Origin of the sequence: Neisseria sp. HMSC31F04, from assembly GCF_001807735.1 — a bacterium.
Classification (GTDB): Bacteria; Pseudomonadota; Gammaproteobacteria; order Burkholderiales; family Neisseriaceae; genus Neisseria; species Neisseria elongata.
In genome coordinates, this window is record NZ_KV790786.1 from 106,993 (window position 1) to 127,497 (window position 20,505).

General features: G+C 53.8%; 16 protein-coding genes, 1 tRNA gene and 1 pseudogene. 13 read left to right on the top strand and 5 right to left on the bottom strand.

Going from position 1 to position 20,505, the window contains the following annotated elements; translation table 11 throughout:
• Positions 1–78: 78 nt before the first annotated feature.
• The 7 genes from HMPREF3107_RS03600 to clpP all read left to right on the top strand — a co-directional run bounded on the left by HMPREF3107_RS03600 (position 79) and on the right by clpP (position 6,053).
• Positions 79–1,455: an FAD-binding oxidoreductase gene (locus HMPREF3107_RS03600; protein ID WP_070453565.1), complete on the top strand. Its 1,377-nt coding sequence runs from the start codon at positions 79–81 to the stop codon at positions 1,453–1,455.
• Positions 1,455–1,664, top strand: coding sequence for a hypothetical protein (locus HMPREF3107_RS03605; protein WP_070453568.1), 210 nt, complete (start codon positions 1,455–1,457; stop codon positions 1,662–1,664). The genes HMPREF3107_RS03600 and HMPREF3107_RS03605 overlap by 1 nt, the downstream gene beginning before the upstream one ends.
• A gap of 12 nt (positions 1,665–1,676) precedes the next feature.
• On the top strand, positions 1,677–2,399 hold the full coding sequence (locus HMPREF3107_RS03610; RefSeq protein WP_305799401.1) for a TraB/GumN family protein: 723 nt from the start codon (positions 1,677–1,679) through the stop codon (positions 2,397–2,399).
• 44 nt (positions 2,400–2,443) lie between these two features.
• Positions 2,444–2,890 (top strand): ribonuclease HI, encoded by a 447-nt coding sequence (gene rnhA / locus HMPREF3107_RS03615; RefSeq protein ID WP_070453639.1) that lies wholly within the window; start codon positions 2,444–2,446, stop codon positions 2,888–2,890.
• A gap of 244 nt (positions 2,891–3,134) precedes the next feature.
• The gene (locus HMPREF3107_RS03620; protein WP_246828583.1) at positions 3,135–3,791 is read left to right on the top strand and encodes a DUF6630 family protein; all 657 of its coding nucleotides are present in this window, start codon (positions 3,135–3,137) and stop codon (positions 3,789–3,791) included.
• A 242-nt stretch (positions 3,792–4,033) separates the two neighbouring features.
• Positions 4,034–5,344, top strand: a complete 1,311-nt coding sequence (gene tig / locus HMPREF3107_RS03630) for a trigger factor (RefSeq protein WP_070453576.1) — start codon at positions 4,034–4,036, stop codon at positions 5,342–5,344.
• A gap of 73 nt (positions 5,345–5,417) precedes the next feature.
• Positions 5,418–6,053 carry an ATP-dependent Clp endopeptidase proteolytic subunit ClpP gene (gene clpP, locus HMPREF3107_RS03635; protein ID WP_070453579.1) on the top strand — a complete coding sequence of 212 codons (636 nt, stop codon included), beginning with the start codon at positions 5,418–5,420 and terminating at the stop codon, positions 6,051–6,053.
• 282 nt (positions 6,054–6,335) lie between these two features.
• Here clpP and trpD read toward each other — a convergent pair whose 3' ends face one another.
• The 3 genes from trpD to earP form a co-directional block, all read right to left on the bottom strand.
• The gene (gene trpD / locus HMPREF3107_RS03640) at positions 6,336–7,361 is read right to left on the bottom strand and encodes an anthranilate phosphoribosyltransferase (protein WP_070453582.1); all 1,026 of its coding nucleotides are present in this window, start codon (positions 7,359–7,361) and stop codon (positions 6,336–6,338) included.
• Positions 7,362–7,766: 405 nt separating this feature from the next.
• The gene (gene efp / locus HMPREF3107_RS03645; protein ID WP_070453585.1) at positions 7,767–8,327 is read right to left on the bottom strand and encodes an elongation factor P; all 561 of its coding nucleotides are present in this window, start codon (positions 8,325–8,327) and stop codon (positions 7,767–7,769) included.
• A 46-nt stretch (positions 8,328–8,373) separates the two neighbouring features.
• Positions 8,374–9,516: an elongation factor P maturation arginine rhamnosyltransferase EarP gene (gene earP / locus HMPREF3107_RS03650; RefSeq protein ID WP_070453587.1), complete on the bottom strand. Its 1,143-nt coding sequence runs from the start codon at positions 9,514–9,516 to the stop codon at positions 8,374–8,376.
• Positions 9,517–10,074: 558 nt separating this feature from the next.
• Between earP and HMPREF3107_RS03655 the strand changes: the two genes are divergently transcribed.
• From HMPREF3107_RS03655 to HMPREF3107_RS03675, 5 genes are all read left to right on the top strand, one after another.
• Positions 10,075–10,150: transfer RNA gene (locus HMPREF3107_RS03655), tRNA-Thr, on the top strand.
• Between the two features lie 297 nt (positions 10,151–10,447).
• Positions 10,448–11,974: a sodium/proline symporter PutP gene (gene putP / locus HMPREF3107_RS03660; RefSeq protein WP_070453589.1), complete on the top strand. Its 1,527-nt coding sequence runs from the start codon at positions 10,448–10,450 to the stop codon at positions 11,972–11,974.
• Positions 11,975–12,163: 189 nt separating this feature from the next.
• Positions 12,164–15,772, top strand: coding sequence for a bifunctional proline dehydrogenase/L-glutamate gamma-semialdehyde dehydrogenase PutA (gene putA / locus HMPREF3107_RS03665; protein ID WP_070453592.1), 3,609 nt, complete (start codon positions 12,164–12,166; stop codon positions 15,770–15,772).
• A gap of 199 nt (positions 15,773–15,971) precedes the next feature.
• Complete coding sequence (locus HMPREF3107_RS03670) at positions 15,972–16,325, top strand: hypothetical protein (protein WP_070453595.1); 354 nt, start codon at positions 15,972–15,974, stop codon at positions 16,323–16,325.
• Positions 16,326–16,499: 174 nt separating this feature from the next.
• Positions 16,500–17,564, top strand: a complete 1,065-nt coding sequence (locus tag HMPREF3107_RS03675) for a 2,3-butanediol dehydrogenase (RefSeq protein ID WP_070453598.1) — start codon at positions 16,500–16,502, stop codon at positions 17,562–17,564.
• Positions 17,565–17,635: 71 nt separating this feature from the next.
• Here the strand turns inward: HMPREF3107_RS03675 and HMPREF3107_RS03680 are convergent, their stop codons facing one another.
• Entirely contained in the window at positions 17,636–18,850 is a 1,215-nt protein-coding gene (locus HMPREF3107_RS03680; protein WP_070453600.1) for a uracil-xanthine permease family protein, read from the bottom strand.
• Between the two features lie 428 nt (positions 18,851–19,278).
• Here HMPREF3107_RS03680 and HMPREF3107_RS03685 point away from each other — a divergent pair, with 428 nt between their 5' ends.
• Positions 19,279–20,097, top strand: a complete 819-nt coding sequence (locus HMPREF3107_RS03685; protein WP_070453603.1) for a DUF4189 domain-containing protein — start codon at positions 19,279–19,281, stop codon at positions 20,095–20,097.
• Positions 20,098–20,274: 177 nt separating this feature from the next.
• Here the strand turns inward: HMPREF3107_RS03685 and HMPREF3107_RS03690 are convergent.
• Positions 20,275–20,505, bottom strand: a pseudogene (locus HMPREF3107_RS03690) (hypothetical protein); the annotation flags it as partial.

The following is a 20,505-nucleotide window of genomic DNA, read 5'->3' on the forward strand; positions in this document are numbered from 1 at the left end:
GGCCGTCTGAAAACCTTTTTCAGACGGCCTGTCTGTTTCCATTATAATTCTGCGCTCCATTGCCAATATTTAAATGCTATGTCTGCTATTTACCAACAACTTTCCGCCCTGCTGCTGCCGCAGGAAATTCTGTCCGAGCCTGCAGGCCTGCTGACTGACCAACGCCGCCGCTATACCGGAACGGCTGATTTGGTGTTACAGCCGCAAAGCGTGGAGGCAGTGCAAACCATCATGCGTTTTTGTTTCGAGCACCGCATCCCCGTTACCCCTCAGGGCGGTAATACCGGACTCTGCGGCGCGGCTGTGCCGCGCGGCGGCGTTTTGCTGAATTTGAGCCGTCTGAACCGCATCCGCAGTATCAGTACGGCTGACAATGCGATTACCATTGAAGCGGGCTGCGTGCTGCATGACGTGCAACAGGCGGCGGAAGGTGCGGGTCGGTTTTTTCCGCTCAGCCTGGCCAGCGAAGGATCGTGCCAAATCGGCGGCAACATCGCCTGCAATGCGGGCGGGCTGAACGTGTTGCGTTACGGTACGATGCGCGATTTGGTGATGGGTTTGGAAGTGGTGCTGCCGAACGGCGAATTGGTTTCGCACCTGCATCCGCTGCACAAGGACACCACGGGCTACGACCTTCGCCAACTGTTTATCGGCAGCGAAGGCACGCTGGGCATCATCACCGCCGCCACGCTGAAACTGTTTGCCCTGCCGAAAAGCCGCGAAACGGCTTGGGTGGGCGTGAACGGCATCGGGCAGGCGGTAGAATTGCTAACCCTGATTCGGGAACGCTTTGCCGAACGTCTGTGCAGTTTTGAATTGATCAGCCGCTTTGCTTTGGAGCTGTCGTCCGTATACAGCGGTATTACGCCGCCGACCGATGCGCCATGGCACATTCTGTTGGAATTGGCCGACTCGCTTTCCCGTGGCGATTTGGCCGACCTGTTGGCCGAAACCTTGACGGAGCATGGTTTCGACAACAGTATTTTGGCTCAGTCGGAAAGCGGGCGGCGCGATATGTGGACGTTGCGCGAAAACATTTCTGCCGCCCAACGCCGTCTCGGCGCGAGTATCAAACACGACATCGCCATGCCGATTGCGCGGGTGGGTGAATTTGTCGCCAACTGCGGCCATGCCTTACAGGCGGCTTTTGCGGGCATAGACATCGTGGTATTCGGTCATTTGGGCGACGGCAGCCTGCATTACAACACTTTCCTGCCGCAAACTGCGGGCAACGGTGTTTATGTTTATGAAGACGCAGTCAATAAGATTGTGTACGAAAACGTGCTGGCCTGCGACGGTACGATTGCCGCCGAGCACGGTATAGGCCAAGTGAAAAACCATTGGCTGCCGCGCGTGCGGAGCACTGCCGAAATCGCCCTGATGCGGGCGGTCAAGGCCGCTTTCGACCCGCACAATATGATGAATCCGAACAAACTTTTGCCGGAGCAGCCGTAATGTGCAAACGCCTTATCCGCCATGCCGCCTGCCTGCTGTTTTTGTCGTTCCCCGCATTGGCGGCAGCTTTCGACTGGCATACGCCGGCAATGGACAGCCGTTTGTGGAAAATCAGTAAGGCTGGCCAGCCCGATTCTTATCTTTTGGGAACGCACCACGTCGGCCGCAGCGGCGATATTTTGCCCGACAACATCCGCCGCATCCTGTAGCAAAGCGACCGGCTGATAACCGAAGTCGCCATGCCGTCCAAGCCCGATGCCGCGTACAGCCGCGATGTGGCCGCGATGCGCGGGCGCGCTTTTCAAAACGGCGGGCGGAAATTGTCGTCCGTTATCGGCTCGGAGAATGTCGCCGCCTTGAAAAAACGCCTGAGTGCCTATCCCGCCACCGCCGCATCAGCCGCCGGTTTGGACGATATGACACCTTGGGGTGCGCTGATGCTGCAGGCTTCCGTCAAGCCGCAGGGCTTTCAGACGGCCTCAGGCATAGACCGCCTGCTTGCCCGTGCCGCCGAGCAATACCGCATACCCGCCGACAGTTTGGAGCGTTATCAGGACATCACGCGTCCTTATGAAACCCTGCCGACCGCGCGCATTGCCGAACTCATCGCCGCGAATAACCGCCATCCCGAACAAACCGCCGCCCAAATCGAACGGCAATACGCACTGTATCATTCAGGCCGTCTGAAAGAACTGATGCGCCTTTCCGCAGACAGCAGCGAATACGGCAAAGGATTGCCGCCGCAGAGCACGGCTTTCTGGCAAAATTGGCTGGAAGAAAGCGTACTGCTGCCGCGCAACCGCGCGTGGCTGCCGAAAATTCTGAACGAACTGCCCAAACGCCGAAACCTGATTGCCGTCGGCATCGCCCACCTGTCCGACGAAAACGGCCTGATTATGCAGTTACGGCGGCAGGGTTATACGGTCGAACCTGTTGCCGAATAGACAAAAGGCCGTCTGAAAGCCCGAAAAACATGATGCAAGAAACCATCGACAAAACCGTATACCTCTACACCGACGGCGCATGCAAAGGCAATCCCGGCGCAGGCGGCTGGGGCGCATTGTTGCGCTACGGCCGGCACGAGAAAGAACTCTTCGGTGGCGAAGCCCAAACCACCAACAACCGCATGGAGCTGACCGCCGTCATCGAAGGCCTGAAGGCCCTGAACCGCCGCAGCCGCATCGAAATCCACACCGACTCGCAATACGTTAAAAACGGCATGGAAAGCTGGATACACGGCTGGAAGAAAAACGGCTGGAAAACCGCCGCCAAACAGCCGGTCAAAAACGAAGACCTGTGGCGCGAACTCGACCGCCTGTGCGGCGAACACGACATCGTTTGGCGGTGGGTAAAAGGTCATGCGGGGCATATGGACAACGAACGTGCGGATGCATTGGCCAACCGCGGCGCGGCAGCCGCAGTAGGGCGGTCATAATGGGACACAGGTACTTCATTTTTACAAAAAACGGCTTACTCCGGTTTGACTGCCTTCATACAAGGTATTCTGCTATATGATAGGAAGTTGACGGTTTCGGCGGTTGCCGAATATCAAGATGAGTTTATCCGTTTTTATCGGGAGACAAACGCCTGATTTTCAAACGTGGCGGAAAAAAATGAAAACTTGTTTTTCAGACGGCCTCCCGACCGATTTCAACATCATCCAACCACAAGGAAACCTCATGAAATTTTTTTGGATAGTTATCCTGTTGCTGTTGTCGCCCTTATTGGCACTGCTGTTTTTCCGTAAAAACGGCAGTCAGGCTATGCCGTCCGACAAATCCGACGCACTGCTTGGGCATACCGGGCCATCCGTATTGCCGGAAGAGTCCGGATATTCGCGAGAAGCAGACGACGAGTCTGCCGAAGCACTGTTCAGGCAATGGTTGGGCGTTATCTACCGCGACAAACCCGAGGAAGTCGATGCCATCATTGCCAACTTGGAAGAAAACGCCGATGATGAGGAAGAATTGGACTACGGCAGCATCATTGAAAGCTTCTTTTTGCTGCACAATAATTTGAATGACACCGAGCATCTGTTTTCCGTAGATTGGAAAGACGGGGAAAGCTTTATCGACTTTATTGCCGACATCGCCGACCGCTTCAACGCCAAACTGGCATGGAGCGAAGAGCAAATGGAAGAAGCGCTGCCCGACCAACTGGCCTTGGCCGCCTATCCCGTTCTGCTGGCTGCCGGCGCCGTCCTCTACAGCGTGCAAACCGGCGGCGACTACTACACATTCATTGCCGTCCCGCAACAGGATGCGGCCGATTTCGAGCACGCCTCCGAACAATACGGGTTGCAAATATGGCGTGCGGACTCCGAACCCGAATTTTGAATAAGGATGCAGGCCGTCTGAAAACATGACATTCCGCCCTGTCCGGAATATCCCTTTAACCTTCTTTCAGACGGCCTTTTGCATCTTGGGAGCGCATTCTGCCGACACGCAAGCCGTCATGCCAAGAAAACAAAATTATGCTAAACTCGCCGTTTTGTTTTCCGTCCCGCAGAACGGGGCTTCCATATCGAACGGGCTTTGGCCCATACACACCGACTAACTGAAAAAATTAAGGGTTTACGATGAGCGTAACACTAGAAACACTTGAAAACCTGGAACGCAAAGTAACGCTGTCCCTGCCTTGGAGCAGCATCAACGCAGAATGCGACAAGCGTTTGAAACAAACCGCGCGCAAAGCCCGCATCGACGGCTTCCGCCCCGGCAAAGCCCCCTTGTCGATGATTCAATCCATGTACGGCGCCAGCATCCAAAACGACGTCATGAACGAATTGGCACAAAAAGTATTCTTCGACACCGCCGTTGCAGAAGGCTGGAAAATCGCCGGTATGCCGCGTTTGGAAGGCGTTGAGGGTCAAGACGACAAAGAAAACTTCTTGTTCTCCGGCGTATTCGAAGTCTTCCCCGAAGTGAAAGTCGGCGATTTGTCCGGTCAGGAAGTTGAAAAAGTGACCGCCTCCGTCGGCGATGCGGAAGTTGAAAAAACCATCGACATCCTGCGTCAGCAACGCACCCGCTTCAACCACACCGAACGTGCGGCCAAAGACGGCGACCGCGTCATCATCGACTTCGCAGGCAAAATCGACGGCGAAGCCTTTGCCGGCGGTTCTGCCGAAAACTACGCCTTCGTATTGGGTCAAGGCCAAATGCTGCCCGAGTTTGAAGCAGGCGTGAACGGCCTGAAAGAAGGCGAAAGCAAAGACGTTGAAGTAAACTTCCCCGAAGACTACCATGGCAAAGAAGTTGCCGGTAAAACCGCCGTCTTCACCATTACCGTGCGCAACGTAGCCGAGCCGGTGCTGCCGGAAGTAGACGAAGTCTTCGCCAAAGCCTTGGGCATTGCCGACGGCAACATCGAAACCATGCGCGCGGAAGTGAAGAAAAACGTTGAACGCGAAGTAAAACGCCGCGTAGACAGCCAAAACAAAGAAGCTGCAATGGAAGCACTGCTTGCCGTGAGCGAATTGCAGGTGCCGAACGCCCTAATTAATGAAGAAGCCGCCCGACTGGCTGCGGAAATGAAGCAGAACTTCATCAACCAAGGCATGGCCGATGCGAAAAATTTGGATTTGCCGCTCGATATGTTTAAAGAACAGGCCGAACGCCGCGTCAAGTTGGGTCTGATTCTGGCCGAAGTCGTACAAGCCAACGGATTGGAACCGAGCAAAGAGCAAATCGACGCAGTTATCGCTGACTTTGCCGAAAGTTACGAAGATCCGCAGGAAGTCATCGATTGGTATCACGCAGACAACAGCCGCCTGCAAGGCCCGACTTCCTTGGCTGTTGAAGCCAATGTAACCGACTTTGTACTGGGCAAAGCCAAAGTAACCGAAAAAGCTTTGTCGTTCGACGAAGTCATGGGCAACCAAGCCTAAGGCCGTCTGAAAAGCGAAACAAGCACCGAAGCTGCCGATGCGCTTTGGTGCTTTTTAAACAAAAGGAGCCGAGATGTTTCCCGAAATTACCAACAACACCCTGATTCCTACCGTTATCGAACAAAGCGGGCGCGGTGAAAGGGCTTTCGATATTTACTCACGCCTGTTGAAAGAACGCATCATCTTCCTGGTCGGCCCCGTTACCGACCATACGGCGAATCTGGTTGTGGCGCAAATGCTGTTTTTGGAAAGCGAAAATCCCGATAAAGATATTTTCTTTTACATCGACTCGCCCGGAGGATCGGTAACCTCCGGTATGTCGGTGTTCGATACCATGAATTTCATTAAGCCGGACGTATCCACCCTGTGCCTCGGCCAGGCTGCCAGCATGGGCGCATTCTTGCTGTCTGCCGGTGCGAAAGGCAAACGATTCGCTCTGCCGAACAGCCGCATCATGATTCACCAGCCACTGATTAGCGGCGGCTTGGGCGGACAGGCTTCCGATATCGAGATTCATGCCCGCGAACTGATTAAACTCAAGCAGAAACTGAACGAATTGCTGGCCAAGCATACCGGCCAGCCTTTGGAAAAAGTCGAACGGGATACCGACCGCGACAATTTCATGTCTTCCGAAGCCGCCAAAGAATACGGCCTGATTGACGAAGTCATCGCCACCCGCGCGGATGCTTTTAAAGCAATGAGCAAATAAACCGGAAATTCCCAGGGATAACCTGTTTGATATAAGAAGGCCGTCTGAAACATATCTTTCAGACGGCCTTTCCTTATTGATTTACCGATAGCGGACGAACATATTCCGATATGGGGTGTGCATCAAAATAATACGGTTTGGCAGGGGGAGACGGGACGTACGTTTTTTTATTGACCATGCAAACTAACTATAACAGACCAAGTTTGGTGGGAGCCAATCCGATACGGCCGCAGGATTTCATCCCAACCACACATTAAGTATCGAAACAGAACGCCGTATCGTTTACCCTTTTAAAGTAGCGGCGATGAATTCTTCCTGTTTCGCTTTGGCGCGGCCGCTGTCTATGGCCTCCCTCGCCGCAGCCATGCCTTCCGTCAGGGAGGAGGTGACATTGCCGGCATATAGCGCGGCGGCGGCGTTGAGCAGCACGATATCCCGAGCCGCGCCTGCTTCACCTGCCAGCACGGCGTTCATCATGGACAGCGATTCCCGGCTGTCGGCTACCTTGATTTCATCTAAATTTCGCCGCAACGGCAGACCGAACTGTCCGGGTGAAATGGTGTATTCGCGGATGGTGCCGTCTTTCAGTTCGGCCACATAAGTTTCGCCTGTGAGGGTGATTTCATCCAGGCCGTCCGAACCGCAAACAACCAAAACATGTTGCGAACCCAGTTGTTGCAGAACGCGCGAGAGGATGCCGCACAAATCTTTGTGAAACACGCCTAAAAGTTGGTTGGGCGCACCCGCCGGATTGGTTAGGGGGCCCAAGATGTTGAAAATACTTCGGAAGCCGAGGGAACGGCGCACGGGGGCAACGTAGCGCATGGCACTGTGGTGGTTGGGTGCGAACATAAAACCGATGCCGATTTCTTCAATGGTTCGGGCTACTTGTTCGGGCGACAAATCGGTTTTCGCGCCCATTTGCTCGACGACGTCGGCAGCGCCGCTGGATGAGGAAACGGAACGGCCGCCGTGCTTGGCTACTTTCGCACCGGCAGCCGCGGCGACGAACATGGCCGTGGTGGAAATATTGAAGGTTTTCGCACCATCGCCGCCTGTGCCGACGATATCGACCAGCCCGTTTTTGTCTGCTACGGGAACGGGGGTGGCAAATTCGCGCATCACGGCTGCGGCCGCAGTGATTTCGGAAACCGTTTCGACTTTAATCCTCAGGCCGGTCAGGATGGCGGCAATCTGTTCGGGCGGCACTTGGCCGCTCATGATTTGACGCATCAAATCGGTCATTTCGTCGTAAAACAATTCGTTATTGCTAATCAGGCGTTCGATGGCTTGTTGCGGAGTAATCATAGCAGTTTCTTTCTTGTGATGGGTTGTAACAGGGCGGTGTTGCCTCGAATCACCGCCCGGTATCGAATGTGGGTCGGAGATGCCGCTATGTCTTTGGCCGTCTGAAAGCGGCGTTGGCTTGGCGGAAAGGATGAGATTATAGCGGCTACCCAGTTTGTGCGTAAGAAAGGCCGTCTGAAACGCTGCCCCGTTTTTTTAGACGGCCTCAGGCATGGGGTGGTCATGATATTGAAAACGCGACAAACCGGCTTTGCGGTTTGATTTGGAAAATATGTTAAGCCGATATGGTTGCGGCCGTTTCAAGGCAGGCTGTGCTTTTGTATGAGTCCTCAGATAGGAAAAGGCCGTCTGAAAACGGGAAATATGTTTTCAGACGGCCTCCGGATGAATGGGATTTAGCCCAAGTTATGCGCGTTTGCGGAATTCGCCGGTACGAGTGTCGATTTCGACTTTGTCGCCGTTTTCCACGTAGGACATGACTTGGATTTCGGTGCCGCCGACCAGACGGGCGCTTTTCATCACCTTGCCCGAAGTGTCGCCTTTAACGGCAGGTTCGGTGTATTCGACTTCGCGCACGATGATGGTGGGCAGTTCCACGGAAATTGGGTTGCCTTCGTAGAAGGTTACTTCGCATACGTCTTCCATGCCTTCGACGATGAATTTCAGCGCGTCGCCGATGTTGTCGGCTTCGATTTCGTATTGGTTGAATTCTTCGTCCATGAAGACGTACATCGGGTCGGCAAAATAGCTGTAAGTACAGTTTTTGCGGGCCAGGATGACGACGTCGAATTTGTCGTCGGCTTTATAGATGTTTTCGGAAGCCGCGCCGGTCAGCAGGTTTTTCAGTTTCATGCTGACTTTGGCGGAAGAGCGGCCGCCTTTGATGTATTCGGTTTTCTGTACCACCATCGGGTCGTTGCCGACCATGAATACGTTGCCTGCGCGCAGTTCTTGTGCGGTTTTCATGTTGCTGTTCCAATTCTGAAAGGTTTAAAAATCAAAGCGCGCCATTTTAGCGGTGTTTGATAAAGTTGGCTAGTTTTTCCGTTGCCGTTTGTTGCCTGAACAGGCCGTCCCGCCAGCTTTCCGCCACAGCCGCCCATCGGCTGTGCCCGTGGCACAGTGTTTGCCAGTATTGCAGCCGCTGATGCGGGTTCAGACGGCCTTTGCCGTTCAATTCTTCGGACAGCGCGCGATGGGCTGTTGCCAATTCGGATGGGAATAGGGGATATATCTGCCGCCAAAATGCCGACAATTTGTCCAAATGCGCTATTTCGTCCTGCGGATAGATGTGCCAGAAAAACGGTTTGCCTGTTAGTTGGGCACGGACGAAGCTATCCTCGCCGCGTACAATCAGGCCGTCTGAAAAATGCAGTAGGCGGTCAAACTCATCCTGAGGGACAAACGGTATCCGAACCATCCGGACAGGGCCGGTTTGCATGCTGTCGCCGTCGCTCGTCAAACAGTCCGAAGGAATGGCGGAGGCCTGTTTCAGGCTGTCGATAATCTGTCCTCCCGCCAACAGCAGGGTTATCGGCTCGCCTGCGTCCTGCCACATTCTCAGCCAATCCGCCCATATCGGGCTTCGGTAGCCGAACAGCAGCCATTCCGGTGCATTTTTGAACGGCAGCCCCAGTCGTTTTCTGAAGACATCGGTGTCAAAATCAATCAGTTCGGCATAGTTTTTTTCGCGGAGTAGACCGCCGCTGCGTTCGTCAAAACCCATCAGCCAGAAATATTTCGCCGTTCCGTCGGTTTGCGGGGACGGTTTGCCGTGCATGGCCACAGCCCAATCCTCCGCACTCAGGTATTCCCAGTTCAGCCATAAGGCGTTTTGATCGCGTATATTTTTTTTCACGGCATCAGGAAGGCGGCAGCCGAAAGTTTCGATGACTATGTCGGCACGGTAAGGCCATTGCGGCCATTCTTCCCCTTCCCGCCAAACTTTCAGATCTATACCCGAATAACGGCAGGGAAGGGCGGGCAGGTCCGGGCATAAAGTACGCAAAGCAGTTTCATCGTCGAGCCACAACGTTACCTGCCAACCCAATTCGTTATGTAAAATGCGCGACAAGCGCCAGCTGACGCCGATGTCGCCGAAGTTGTCGATAACGGTGCAAAATAAATGACAGCAAAGAGTATCAGAATGAGGCATTGTGCGGATCTTTATATTCAAGCGGACAGCGGCGCGGTTTTACGCCGATTTACCGTTTTGTCAAGCGTGAAACAGCAATAAAATGCCATTTATCCACATTGACAAAAATAATTGCCGATATCGTAAGGAAATTTCATTTATCATACTTGACAAGGTAAAAAATAGCATAAAGCATTGTATATAAATAAAAATATATATTGCTTATTTTTTAAGCAAATTAAGGGCAGGTAATGATTCAACAGCAAAAGCCCTTGTCGCCCACACTGTATCCACAAAGTTATCCACAGATTTTGTGGGCAACTCAAAGACGCCTTGTTTTATCGGGAAATTTGTTAAAAAATGACAAGGAACTGAACCTGTTTGGCAGTGATAACTGCAGATTCTTTGCTCGGATACGCTTTCCCCAATAACCGTTTTGCTTCCTTATATTGAAGGCGTAATATGTACGGATGATAAATATATCTATAAAAAACAGTGTGATGATTTATTTTTATGCTTAAATTGGAGAAAATGGCTTGCCAATTTTTTCGAAACGTCGCATAATGCCCGCTTCTTTCAGCCGGTGTAGCTCAGTTGGTAGAGCACCTGACTTGTAATCAGGGGGTCGCGAGTTCGAATCCTGCCGCCGGCACCAAATTTAAAAGCAGCCTTTTAAAGGCTGCTTTTTTCATTTACTTTTCTGCTGCAAAGGCCGTCTGAATTTTTCATGGTTTAAATTCAGACGGCCTTTACGTTGTTTCAAACAATGCCGGTTTGAATCCTTCAAATTTACTTTTGCTCAATTTAATTTAGCATAAATCAAGTCCTACTTTGCAAAGATTGACAAAAAATGGCGGTGTAAAGTATAAACGGCCTGTCGCAATACCGATGGGCAGCTGCCCGTCAAATAAGACGATGTTAAAAGAAAAACCTTAAAGAAAGAGTAGAACTTATGAACCCCATGTATATCACCTTCGCCATTTATCTGGTGGCGGTTTTGCTGATCGGCTTGGCCGCGTATTTCTCAACCCGAAATTTCGACGACTATATTTTGGGCGGCCGCAGCTTGGGCCCGTTTGTAACGGCCATGTCTGCCGGTGCGTCCGATATGTCGGGCTGGCTCTTGATGGGCTTGCCCGGCGCGATTTATTTAAGCGGTTTGAATGAGGCTTGGATTGCCATCGGTTTGGTTATCGGTGCCTATTTCAACTGGCTTTTGGTGGCGGGCCGTTTGCGCGTGCATACCGAGTATGCCAACAATGCGCTGACGTTGCCGGATTATTTCTTCCACCGTTTTGGTGCAGGCGGCCATTTGATGAAGGTGGTTTCTGCAATTATTATATTGTTTTTCTTCACAATTTATTGTGCTTCCGGCATTGTGGCCGGCGCAACTCTGTTCCAAAGCCTGTTTGAAGGCATGACTTACACCCAAGCCATGTGGCTGGGTGCGGGTGCGACCATTGCCTATACTTTCTTGGGCGGTTTCTTAGCGGTCAGCTGGACGGATACGCTACAAGCTTCTTTGATGATTTTTGCGCTGATTTTGACGCCGGTAATGGTGTATTTGGGCTTGGGCGGTGCGGATCAGATGTCTGCCGCGATTCAGAGCGTTGCCGCAGGAACAGGCAAGGAATACGGCAGTCTGTTTGCGGGGACAACCGTTATCGGCATTATTTCCACTGCCGCATGGGGCTTGGGCTATTTCGGCCAACCGCACATTTTGGCGCGCTTTATGGCGGCTGAAAGCGCGAAATCGCTGGTGTCCGCACGCCGTATCGGTATGACTTGGATGATTTTGTGTTTGGCAGGTGCGGTGGCTGTAGGCTATTTCGGCATCGCTTATTTTGGTGCGCATCCGGAGCATGTCAATGAAATGCACGGCAACCACGAACGCATCTTCATCGCCTTGTCTACCCTGTTGTTCAACCCTTGGATTGCCGGCATTATTTTGAGTGCGATTTTGGCTGCCGTGATGTCCACTTTGTCTTGTCAGTTGCTGGTATGCTCCAGCGCGATTACAGAAGACTTTTACAAAGGCTTTTTGCGCAAAAACGCGCCGCAGTCAGAATTGGTGTGGATTGGTCGTCTGATGGTGTTGGCGATTGCTATTATCTCGATTCTGATTGCTTCCGATCCGAACAGCAAAGTGTTGGGTTTGGTGTCTTATGCGTGGGCAGGCTTTGGTGCGGCGTTCGGTCCGGTGGTGATTTTGTCGGTATTGTGGAAACGTATCACGGCATACGGCGCGCTGTCCGGCATGATTGCCGGTGCGCTGACTGTGGTGGCATGGGCCGAGTGGGTTAAAAAACCTGCTTTGGCAGCACATGAAACCGGTCTTTTAACCATGTATGAAATCGTCCCCGGTTTTATCGCCTGCTTGATTGTCGCTATTGTTGTTTCACTTATCGGCAAAGAGCCGTCTCGTGAAATCCAAGAACGTTTTGAAAAAGCCGATGCCGATCACCGTGCGGCGAAGTAGTCCCTTTTCAGACGGCCTGTATCTGCAGGCCGTCTGAAACATTTTATGACAGGAATATTGTCATAACTCAAAGTAAGCCCCTTGTTTCTAACCGTTAAATTTATTACGATGTTATAAATTTCAGACGGCCTTCCGCTGTGTAGGAAAGGCTGTCTGAAAACGCTACCGAAACCTTTTGGAGAACCTGAAATGTTCGATTTTGCCTTTCCCAACCAAACCCCATTGCGCCAAGCCGTTACCGATGCCTACCGCCGCGACGAAATCGAGGCCGTGCAGGATATGCTGCAACGCGCCCAAATGAGCGACGAAGAACGTAAAAACGCCGACGAACTGGCGCGCCGCCTCGTTACCCAAGTGCGTGCCAACCGCACCAAAGCCAGCGGCGTGGATGCGCTGATGCACGAATTTTCCCTGTCGAGCGAAGAGGGTGTGGCACTGATGTGTCTGGCCGAAGCCCTGCTGCGTATTCCCGATGCCGAAACCCGCAACAAACTTATTCAAGACAAACTGTCCGAAGGCAACTGGCGCAGCCACTTGAACAACAGTCCGTCGCTGTTCGTCAATGCCGCCGCGTGGGGCTTGCTGATTACCGGCAAACTTACTACTCCGAACAATGACGACACTTTGGGCGCGGCCTTGACCCGCCTGCTGGGCAAAGGCGGCGCACCGCTTATCCGCCAAGGCGTGAATTACGCCATGCGCCTGCTGGGTAAGCAGTTCGTTACCGGGCAAACCATCGAAGAAGCCCTGCAAAACGGCAAAGAGCGCGAAAAAATGGGCTATCTTTATTCTTTCGACATGCTGGGCGAAGCAGCCTTTACCCAAGAAGATGCCGACCGCTATTACAACGACTACGTTCAGGCCATCCACGCCATCGGCAAGGACGCGGCCGGAAAAGGCATATATGAAGGCAACGGCATTTCCGTCAAACTTTCCGCCATCCACCCGCGTTATTCGCGCGCCCAACACGGCCGTGTGATGAGCGAACTGCTGCCGCGCCTGAAAGAACTCTTCCTGCTGGGCAAACAATACAATATAGGTATCAACATCGACGCCGAAGAAGCCAACCGCTTGGAACTTTCGCTCGACCTGATGGAGGCATTGGTTTCCGATCCCGATTTGGCCGGATACAACGGCATCGGCTTCGTGGTTCAGGCCTATCAGAAACGTTGCCCCTTCGTTATCGATTATTTAATTGACCTTGCCCGCCGCAATAATCAGAAGCTGATGATTAGGCTGGTCAAAGGCGCGTATTGGGACAGCGAAATCAAATGGGCGCAAGTGGACGGCATGGACGGCTACCCGCTCTATACCCGCAAAGTCCACACCGATATTTCCTATCTGGCCTGTGCGCGCAAACTTCTGGACGCGCAAGATGCCGTGTTCCCGCAATTCGCCACCCACAACGCCTACACGCTGGCTGCGATTTACCAAATGGGCAAAGGCAAAAACTTCGAACACCAATGCCTGCACGGTATGGGCGAAACGCTGTACGACCAAGTGGTCGGCCCGCAAAACCTCGGCCGCCGCGTGCGCGTGTACGCCCCTGTCGGCACGCACGAAACCCTGCTCGCCTATCTGGTGCGCCGCCTGTTGGAAAACGGCGCGAACACTTCGTTCGTCAATCAGATTGTCGATGAAAACATCAGTATCGACACGCTCATCCGCAGCCCGTTCGAAACCATCGCCGAACAGGGCATACACCTGCATCCCGCATTGCCGCTGCCGCGCAACTTATACGGTGAAGGCCGTCTGAATTCCAAAGGCATCGACCTGAGCAACGAAAACGTTCTGCAACAACTGCAAGAAAAACTCAACGAATCGGCCGCGCAATCCTACCGCGCCGCATCCATCATCAATGGCGAAGCACGCACGGCACAGGATGAACAGCCGGTGAAAAATCCGGCCGACCACAACGATGTTGTAGGTACGGTCAGCTTTGCCGATGCCGCCTTGGCACAGGAAGCCGTCGCCACTGCCGTGGCCGCCCAAACCTCTTGGCAGGCGACACCGGCCGCCGAGCGCGCCGCCGCCCTGCGCCGTTTTGCCGACCTGCTTGAAGAACACATGCCGCAACTGATGATGCTGGCCGTACGCGAAGCGGGCAAAACCCTGAACAATGCCATCGCCGAAGTGCGCGAAGCCGTCGATTTCTGCCGCTACTACGCCGATCAGGCCGAGCAAACCCTGCCGGCGGACAGCCGCAGCGTCGGCACAATCGTCGCCATCAGCCCGTGGAACTTCCCGTTGGCCATCTTTACCGGCGAAGTCGTGGCCGCGCTGGCCGCAGGCAATACCGTCGTGGCCAAACCGGCCGAACAAACCGGCCTGATTGCCCATTATGCCGTCAAACTCATGCATGAAGCCGGCATTCCCGCCGAAGCCTTGCAACTCGTTTTGGGTGCAGGCGACGTCGGCGCGGCACTCACGCAAGACGAGCGTATCGGCGGCGTGATTTTCACTGGTTCGACCGAAGTTGCACGCCTGATCAACCAAACCCTGGCCAAACGCAGCGACAATCCTGTACTGATTGCCGAAACCGGCGGCCAAAACGCCATGATAGTGGACAGCACCGCGTTGCCCGAACAAGTTTGCCTGGACGTGCTCAACTCCGCCTTCGACAGCGCGGGACAACGCTGTTCCGCCTTGCGCATCCTGTGCGTTCAAGAAGATGTCGCCGACAAGATGATCGCCATCATCAAAGGCGCGATGGACGAATTGGTCGTCGGTAAACCCGTGCAGCTCACCACCGACGTAGGCCCCGTCATCGATGCCGAAGCGCAGCAAAACCTGCTCGCGCACATCGAAAAAATGAAATCTGCCGCCAAGTCCTTCCATGAAGTCAAACTGGCTGCCGACGTCGATCCGCAAAACGCCACCTTTGTCCGCCCGATTTTGTTCGAACTGAACGACTTGTCCGAACTGAAACGCGAAGTGTTCGGCCCCGTGCTGCACGTCGTCCGTTACCGTGCCGGCGAACTCGACAGCCTGCTCGACCAAATCAACGGCAAAGGCTACGCCCTGACCCACGGTATCCACAGCCGTATCGATGAAACCGTAAACCACATCTGCAACCGCATCGAAGCGGGCAACGTATATGTGAACCGCAACATTGTCGGCGCGGTTGTGGGCGTACAGCCGTTCGGCGGCCACGGCCTGTCCGGCACCGGCCCCAAAGCGGGCGGCCCCTTCTACCTGCAACGCTTATGCCGTCTGAACGGCTGGATTGCGCCCGAACTGACCAAAATCGGCGAAGCGGACGAAGCCGCCCTGAAACGGCTCGAGGCCGTCCTGCACGAACTGTCGCTGAATCAGCAGGAAAAACTTGATGCCGCCGCCGCATTGGGACAGGCGCGTTTCCGTACCCTGCGCAACGCCGAAGCCGTTTTGCCCGGCCCGACCGGCGAACGCAACGCCGCAAGCTGGCGCGCACCGAAACGCGTTTGGCTGTACGGCGGCGGCCTGGCCGCATCGTTTGATGCGCTGGCGCAACTGGCCGCATCCGGTATCACCGCCGTCGTGTCCGACCAACACCCGTTGGCCGCTTACTCCGGCCAATTGGACGGCTTGCTGGAAGTGTCCGCCACACCTGCATCTTCGGCCATCAGCCATGTTGCCGCACTCGAACCGCTGCCTGCCGAACTCAAACAGGCACTGGCCGAAAGCGGCGGCGCGCTGATCCGCATCCTGCCGTCTGAAAACGGTTTGGACGTCCTGCAGGTGTTTGAAGAAATCTCTTGCAGCATCAACACCACGGCCGCAGGCGGTAACGCCAGCCTGATGGCGATGGGCGACTGATGCCTGATTGAGCCATAAAGAAAAGGCCGTCTGAAAACATTTTTTCGGTTTTCAGACGGCCTTTATTGTTGAAAGAGGCAGGATAGCGTCATGAATCCGCCGCCGTACCGTTATATGCTGGGCAAACGGATTTTTTGCGATACCCGTTGATGGCTTACATCTGAAACGGAAATTAAAGGAAGACGGAAAGTATCATGCCATGAAAAAGGATTTCATCGTTTACGGCCAAGAACAGAGGGATATTGTGGCAGGCGGCATCTCGGCGGTGGCAGCCGTTTTGCTGGAAGGCAGCGAAGAAAGTAAGCGTTCTTTGTTGTTTTGTCTGGATTATTACCTCGATCCTTATTACGGCTGCCTGCATCCTGATTCGGATGGGATTTTTATTTTATTACAGCAATGTTTTCTAACCGAACCCTCGTCGGAAGTTAGGGCGGATATCATGCAGTTGCTAAGTGATTATTGCGATTGCCCTTTAGATGTGTTGCGGCGGTATCTGCCAGATGTTCCCAAAGAGTGGAGGGAAGATGTATTGCGCCTGTTGGCAGAACCTTGAGGCACCTGCCTGTGCAGAGACTTTTGATGTGGGTCAGATAGAGCCGTTTTGTAGCGGCAATTTGGATGTGTGATATACTCAGGAAGAGTAGAATTCTCATGGGGACGTTATATTTCTAAAGCATTCACGAAAGCATGTCCCCATATCCCTTCCCCTCGAATTAAGGAGTTCAGTATGAAAGCAGCACGTTTTTACGATAAAGGCGACATCCGCATCGAAGACATCCCCGAACCGACCGTCGCCCCCGGCACCGTTGGCATCAACGTCGCCTGGTGCGGCATCTGCGGTACCGACCTGCACGAATTTATGGAAGGTCCGATTTTCATTCCGCCCTGCGGCCATCCGCATCCGATTTCCGGTGAGTCCGCGCCCGTAACGATGGGACACGAGTTCTCTGGCGTGGTTTATGCCGTCGGCGAAGGCGTGGACGATATTAAAGTCGGCCAACACGTTGTGGTCGAACCTTACATCGTGCGCGATGACGTGCCGACCGGCCTAGGCAGCAACTACCACCTCTCCAAAGACATGAACTTCATCGGCTTGGGCGGTTGCGGCGGCGGCTTGTCTGAAAAAATCGCCGTCAAACGCCGCTGGGTGCATCCGATTTCCGATAAAATCCCATTAGACCAAGCCGCTTTGATTGAACCTCTGTCCGTCGGCCATCACGCCTACGTCCGCAGCGGCGCGAAAGAAGGCGACGTGGCATTGGTCGGCGGCGCAGGCCCGATCGGTTTGCTGCTTGCCGCCGTGTTGAAAGCCAAAGGCATCAAAGTCATCATCACCGAATTGAGCAAAGCGCGCAAAGACAAAGCCCGCGAATCCGGCGTTGCCGACTACATCCTCGACCCGTCCGAAGTCGATGTCGTCGAAGAAGTGAAAAAACTGACCAACGGCGAAGGCGTGGATGTCGCATTCGAATGCACCAGCGTGAACAAAGTTCTGGATACTTTGGTTGAAGCGTGCAAGCCCACGGCCAATTTGGTTATTGTCTCCATCTGGAGCCACCCCGCTACCATCAACGTCCACAGCGTCGTGATGAAAGAGCTGGACGTGCGCGGCACCATCGCCTACTGCAACGACCACGCCGAAACCATCAAATTGGTGGAGGAGGGCAAAATCAACCTCGAACCTTTCATCACCCAGCGCATCAAGCTGGACGAGCTGATTTCCGAAGGCTTCGAGCGTTTGATTCACAACAACGAATCCGCCGTGAAAATTATCGTTAATCCGAACCTGTAATATAAACGGGAAAAACTAAAAAGGCCGTCTGAAAAATCGTTTCAGACGGCCTTCATACTGTTTCAAGCGATTCAGCGTACTACTTTTTCATCGGGCAGTACCAGATTCAGCACAATGGCCAAAATCGCGCACAGACCCACGCCCGCAAAGCTGACGTTGCCGACCTTCACCAGCATCCCGCCCACGCCTGTGGTCAAAACCGAGCTGACAATCACCAGGTTTTTCGGTTTCATCAAATCTACTTGTGCGTCTATCAGTGTTTTCAGGCCGAGCGAGGCAATTGTGCCAAACAGCAGAATCATCACGCCGCCCATCACAGGCAGGGGAATCGAGCCGAGGAAGGCGTTGAATTTGCCGAAAAAGGCCATGCAGATGGCGAATACCGCAGCCCAAGTCATGATGACGGGATTGCTGTTTTTCGTCAGCATCACCGCGCCGGTAACTTCGCCGTAGGTCGTTACCGGCGGCCCGCCGATTAAGCCCGCCACGCATACGCCCAAGCCGTCGCCAGCCAGCGTCCTCTGCAGGCCTGGGTCGGCCGCGTAGTCTTCGCCCGTTACCTTGCCCACGGCCAATACGCCGCCGATATGCTCGATTGCGGGCGCAATTGCCACCGGCAGCATAAACAACGCCGCCTGCCAGTTGATTTCCGGCTTGTGGAATTCGGGTGCGGCAAACCATTTGGCTGCCGCGACATTTGCCGTATCCACCATACCCAGCATCCAGGCCAGCAGATAACCCGATGTTACACCGATTAAAATCGGCACCAGCTTCATCATCCGGCTGCCGAATACGGCAATCACCACGGTAACGGCAAAAGTAAAGCCCGACAGCATCAATGATTGCACGTAATCGTATTTTTGCTCACCGCCTGCCTGCCCCATCGCCATCTGCCCGGCCACGGCGGCCACCGACAGGCCGATAACCATAATCACCGGCCCTATGACCACCGGTGGCAGCAGCTTGTGCACCGCATCCAAACCGCGCCATTTCACCAGTGCGGCAAAAACGAAATACATGAAGCCTGCCGCAAACAGGCCGAACATCGTGCCGCCCATGCCCCATTCCTGTATGGAGTAAATAATCGGTGTGATAAAGGCAAACGAAGAACCCAAAAAAATCGGCACTTTGCGGCCGGTAAGCAGTTGGAACAGCAGCGTACCGATGCCCGCGCCCAAAAGCGCCATGGCGGGGTTCAAGCCCGTCAGCAACGGTACCAGAACCATTGCGCCGAAAGCGACAAATAAAATCTGCGCCCCCGCCACCGCTTGTTTCAAATATTGCATGATGACACTTTCTTTACAAAAACACGGCAGATTATAACGGTTGCCTGCCGCAAGGCAAAATCCTTCTTCAAGCTGTGCCGCATTTTGATGCGATGAGGCCGTCTGAAAACCTGTTTTCTAAGTTTTCAGACGGCCTCACGCCGCTTGGTGCAAGTTTTAATTTTCGGCAAATTTATTTAATTTTTGCTATGGTTTCGTTCTACCTTGCCGTATGATGCGCGCCGTGCCGCATGGTTCGGTGCTAAAACATCCAATTTAAAACGAAAACGGAGAATATCGTGTTCCCCCAACCTTTTTCCCTGAAACGGTTGCTGCCTTAGGCGGCTGTTTTACTGCTGGCCGGCTGCGCCACCACCATCCGCCCGACCGACACCCTGCGCTGGCGCGGCAAAGACATCAGCGATTTTATCGCCGAGCGCGCCCACCGCATGCCCGATATCGTACGCCGCGACTGCGTGAAAAATAATGAAGTGCGCAACCTCTATGCCTGGCGCATCGAGCTCTACGAAATCCGTCAGGCCTATGTAGGCCAATCCGGCAATGTGCAGTATTACCAAAACTACCGCCATTACAACGGCTACGAATACCGCATCGTGGTAACCAACACTGACGGCACCATCCTTTCAGTGCGCGATACCGCTTTTGGCAATGTTGAGAAAGAATACGGCTGCGAAGAATACCGCGAAGAGCTCAAGCCGCAAAACACGCCGCAAGCTGCTGATAGTGCGGGAGCTGCCGGTAGCGCAGCCAATAAAGCCAACACGCCGGCCAAGCCCCGTGTGTGGCGCGCCATTGCCATGAATGAAAACAACACCGAAGTTATCTACCCCTCCGCCGCCCACTCCACCGAAGAAGCCGCGAAAGCGGATGCCCTGCGCCAATGCAAACGCGCTTCCGGCAAGCAATGCGGTGTGTGGCAGCGGTTTAGCAATATGTGTTTCGGTATGTCGGTGGGGCAGAAAAACGGCCGACTCACCCATTTTCCCGCTGTTAGCCTAGATGCCCAGCATGCCGACTATGCCGCTATCCAAAACTGCCGCAGCAGCGGCGGCGCGCAATGCGATCTGTTTAAACACAGCGTTTGCGCTCTGCCTTGCGACATCACCAAAAATGGCTGCTATTTCGATCAGCCGCTCTTGGGCAGCTATGGCCATTTCAACGGCAAAGTGAAGCCGGTGGGCTTGAATATGCCGGATAAAGAACTAGACGAAAGTATCCTGAGCATCATCATGCGCCATCCGCGCTAGAGTGGCGTTTGGCAGAAGATACGAAAAGGCTACTTGAAAGTATAAGCTTCAACGCATTTAAAACGAGCTCTGCGCGTTGCTGCGAAGCTGAAATTTCAGGTAGCCTTTTTATGGCCGGAAGCAAATGGGTTAAACCGAGCGATTTGAGCAGGAGAATGCCGGATTGGCCGTGTTGGGCTACGGTTGCTCATCCAACATTTGTTGCAAAGCGACAAACAGGTTGGTGTCGTTGGCGAATTGATGGAAATCGGGACGGTCGGCCAGGAAACGGCGCAGTTCGCCGTATCGTTGCAGGCGGAATAATACCAGCGCATAGAGTTCGTTTTCTATGCCGCTTTCTAACGGGCGGCTCTGCATGAAGCGGCAGAAACCCTCTGAGACCTTTGCAAAATTTCTTTTCCCCAGCAG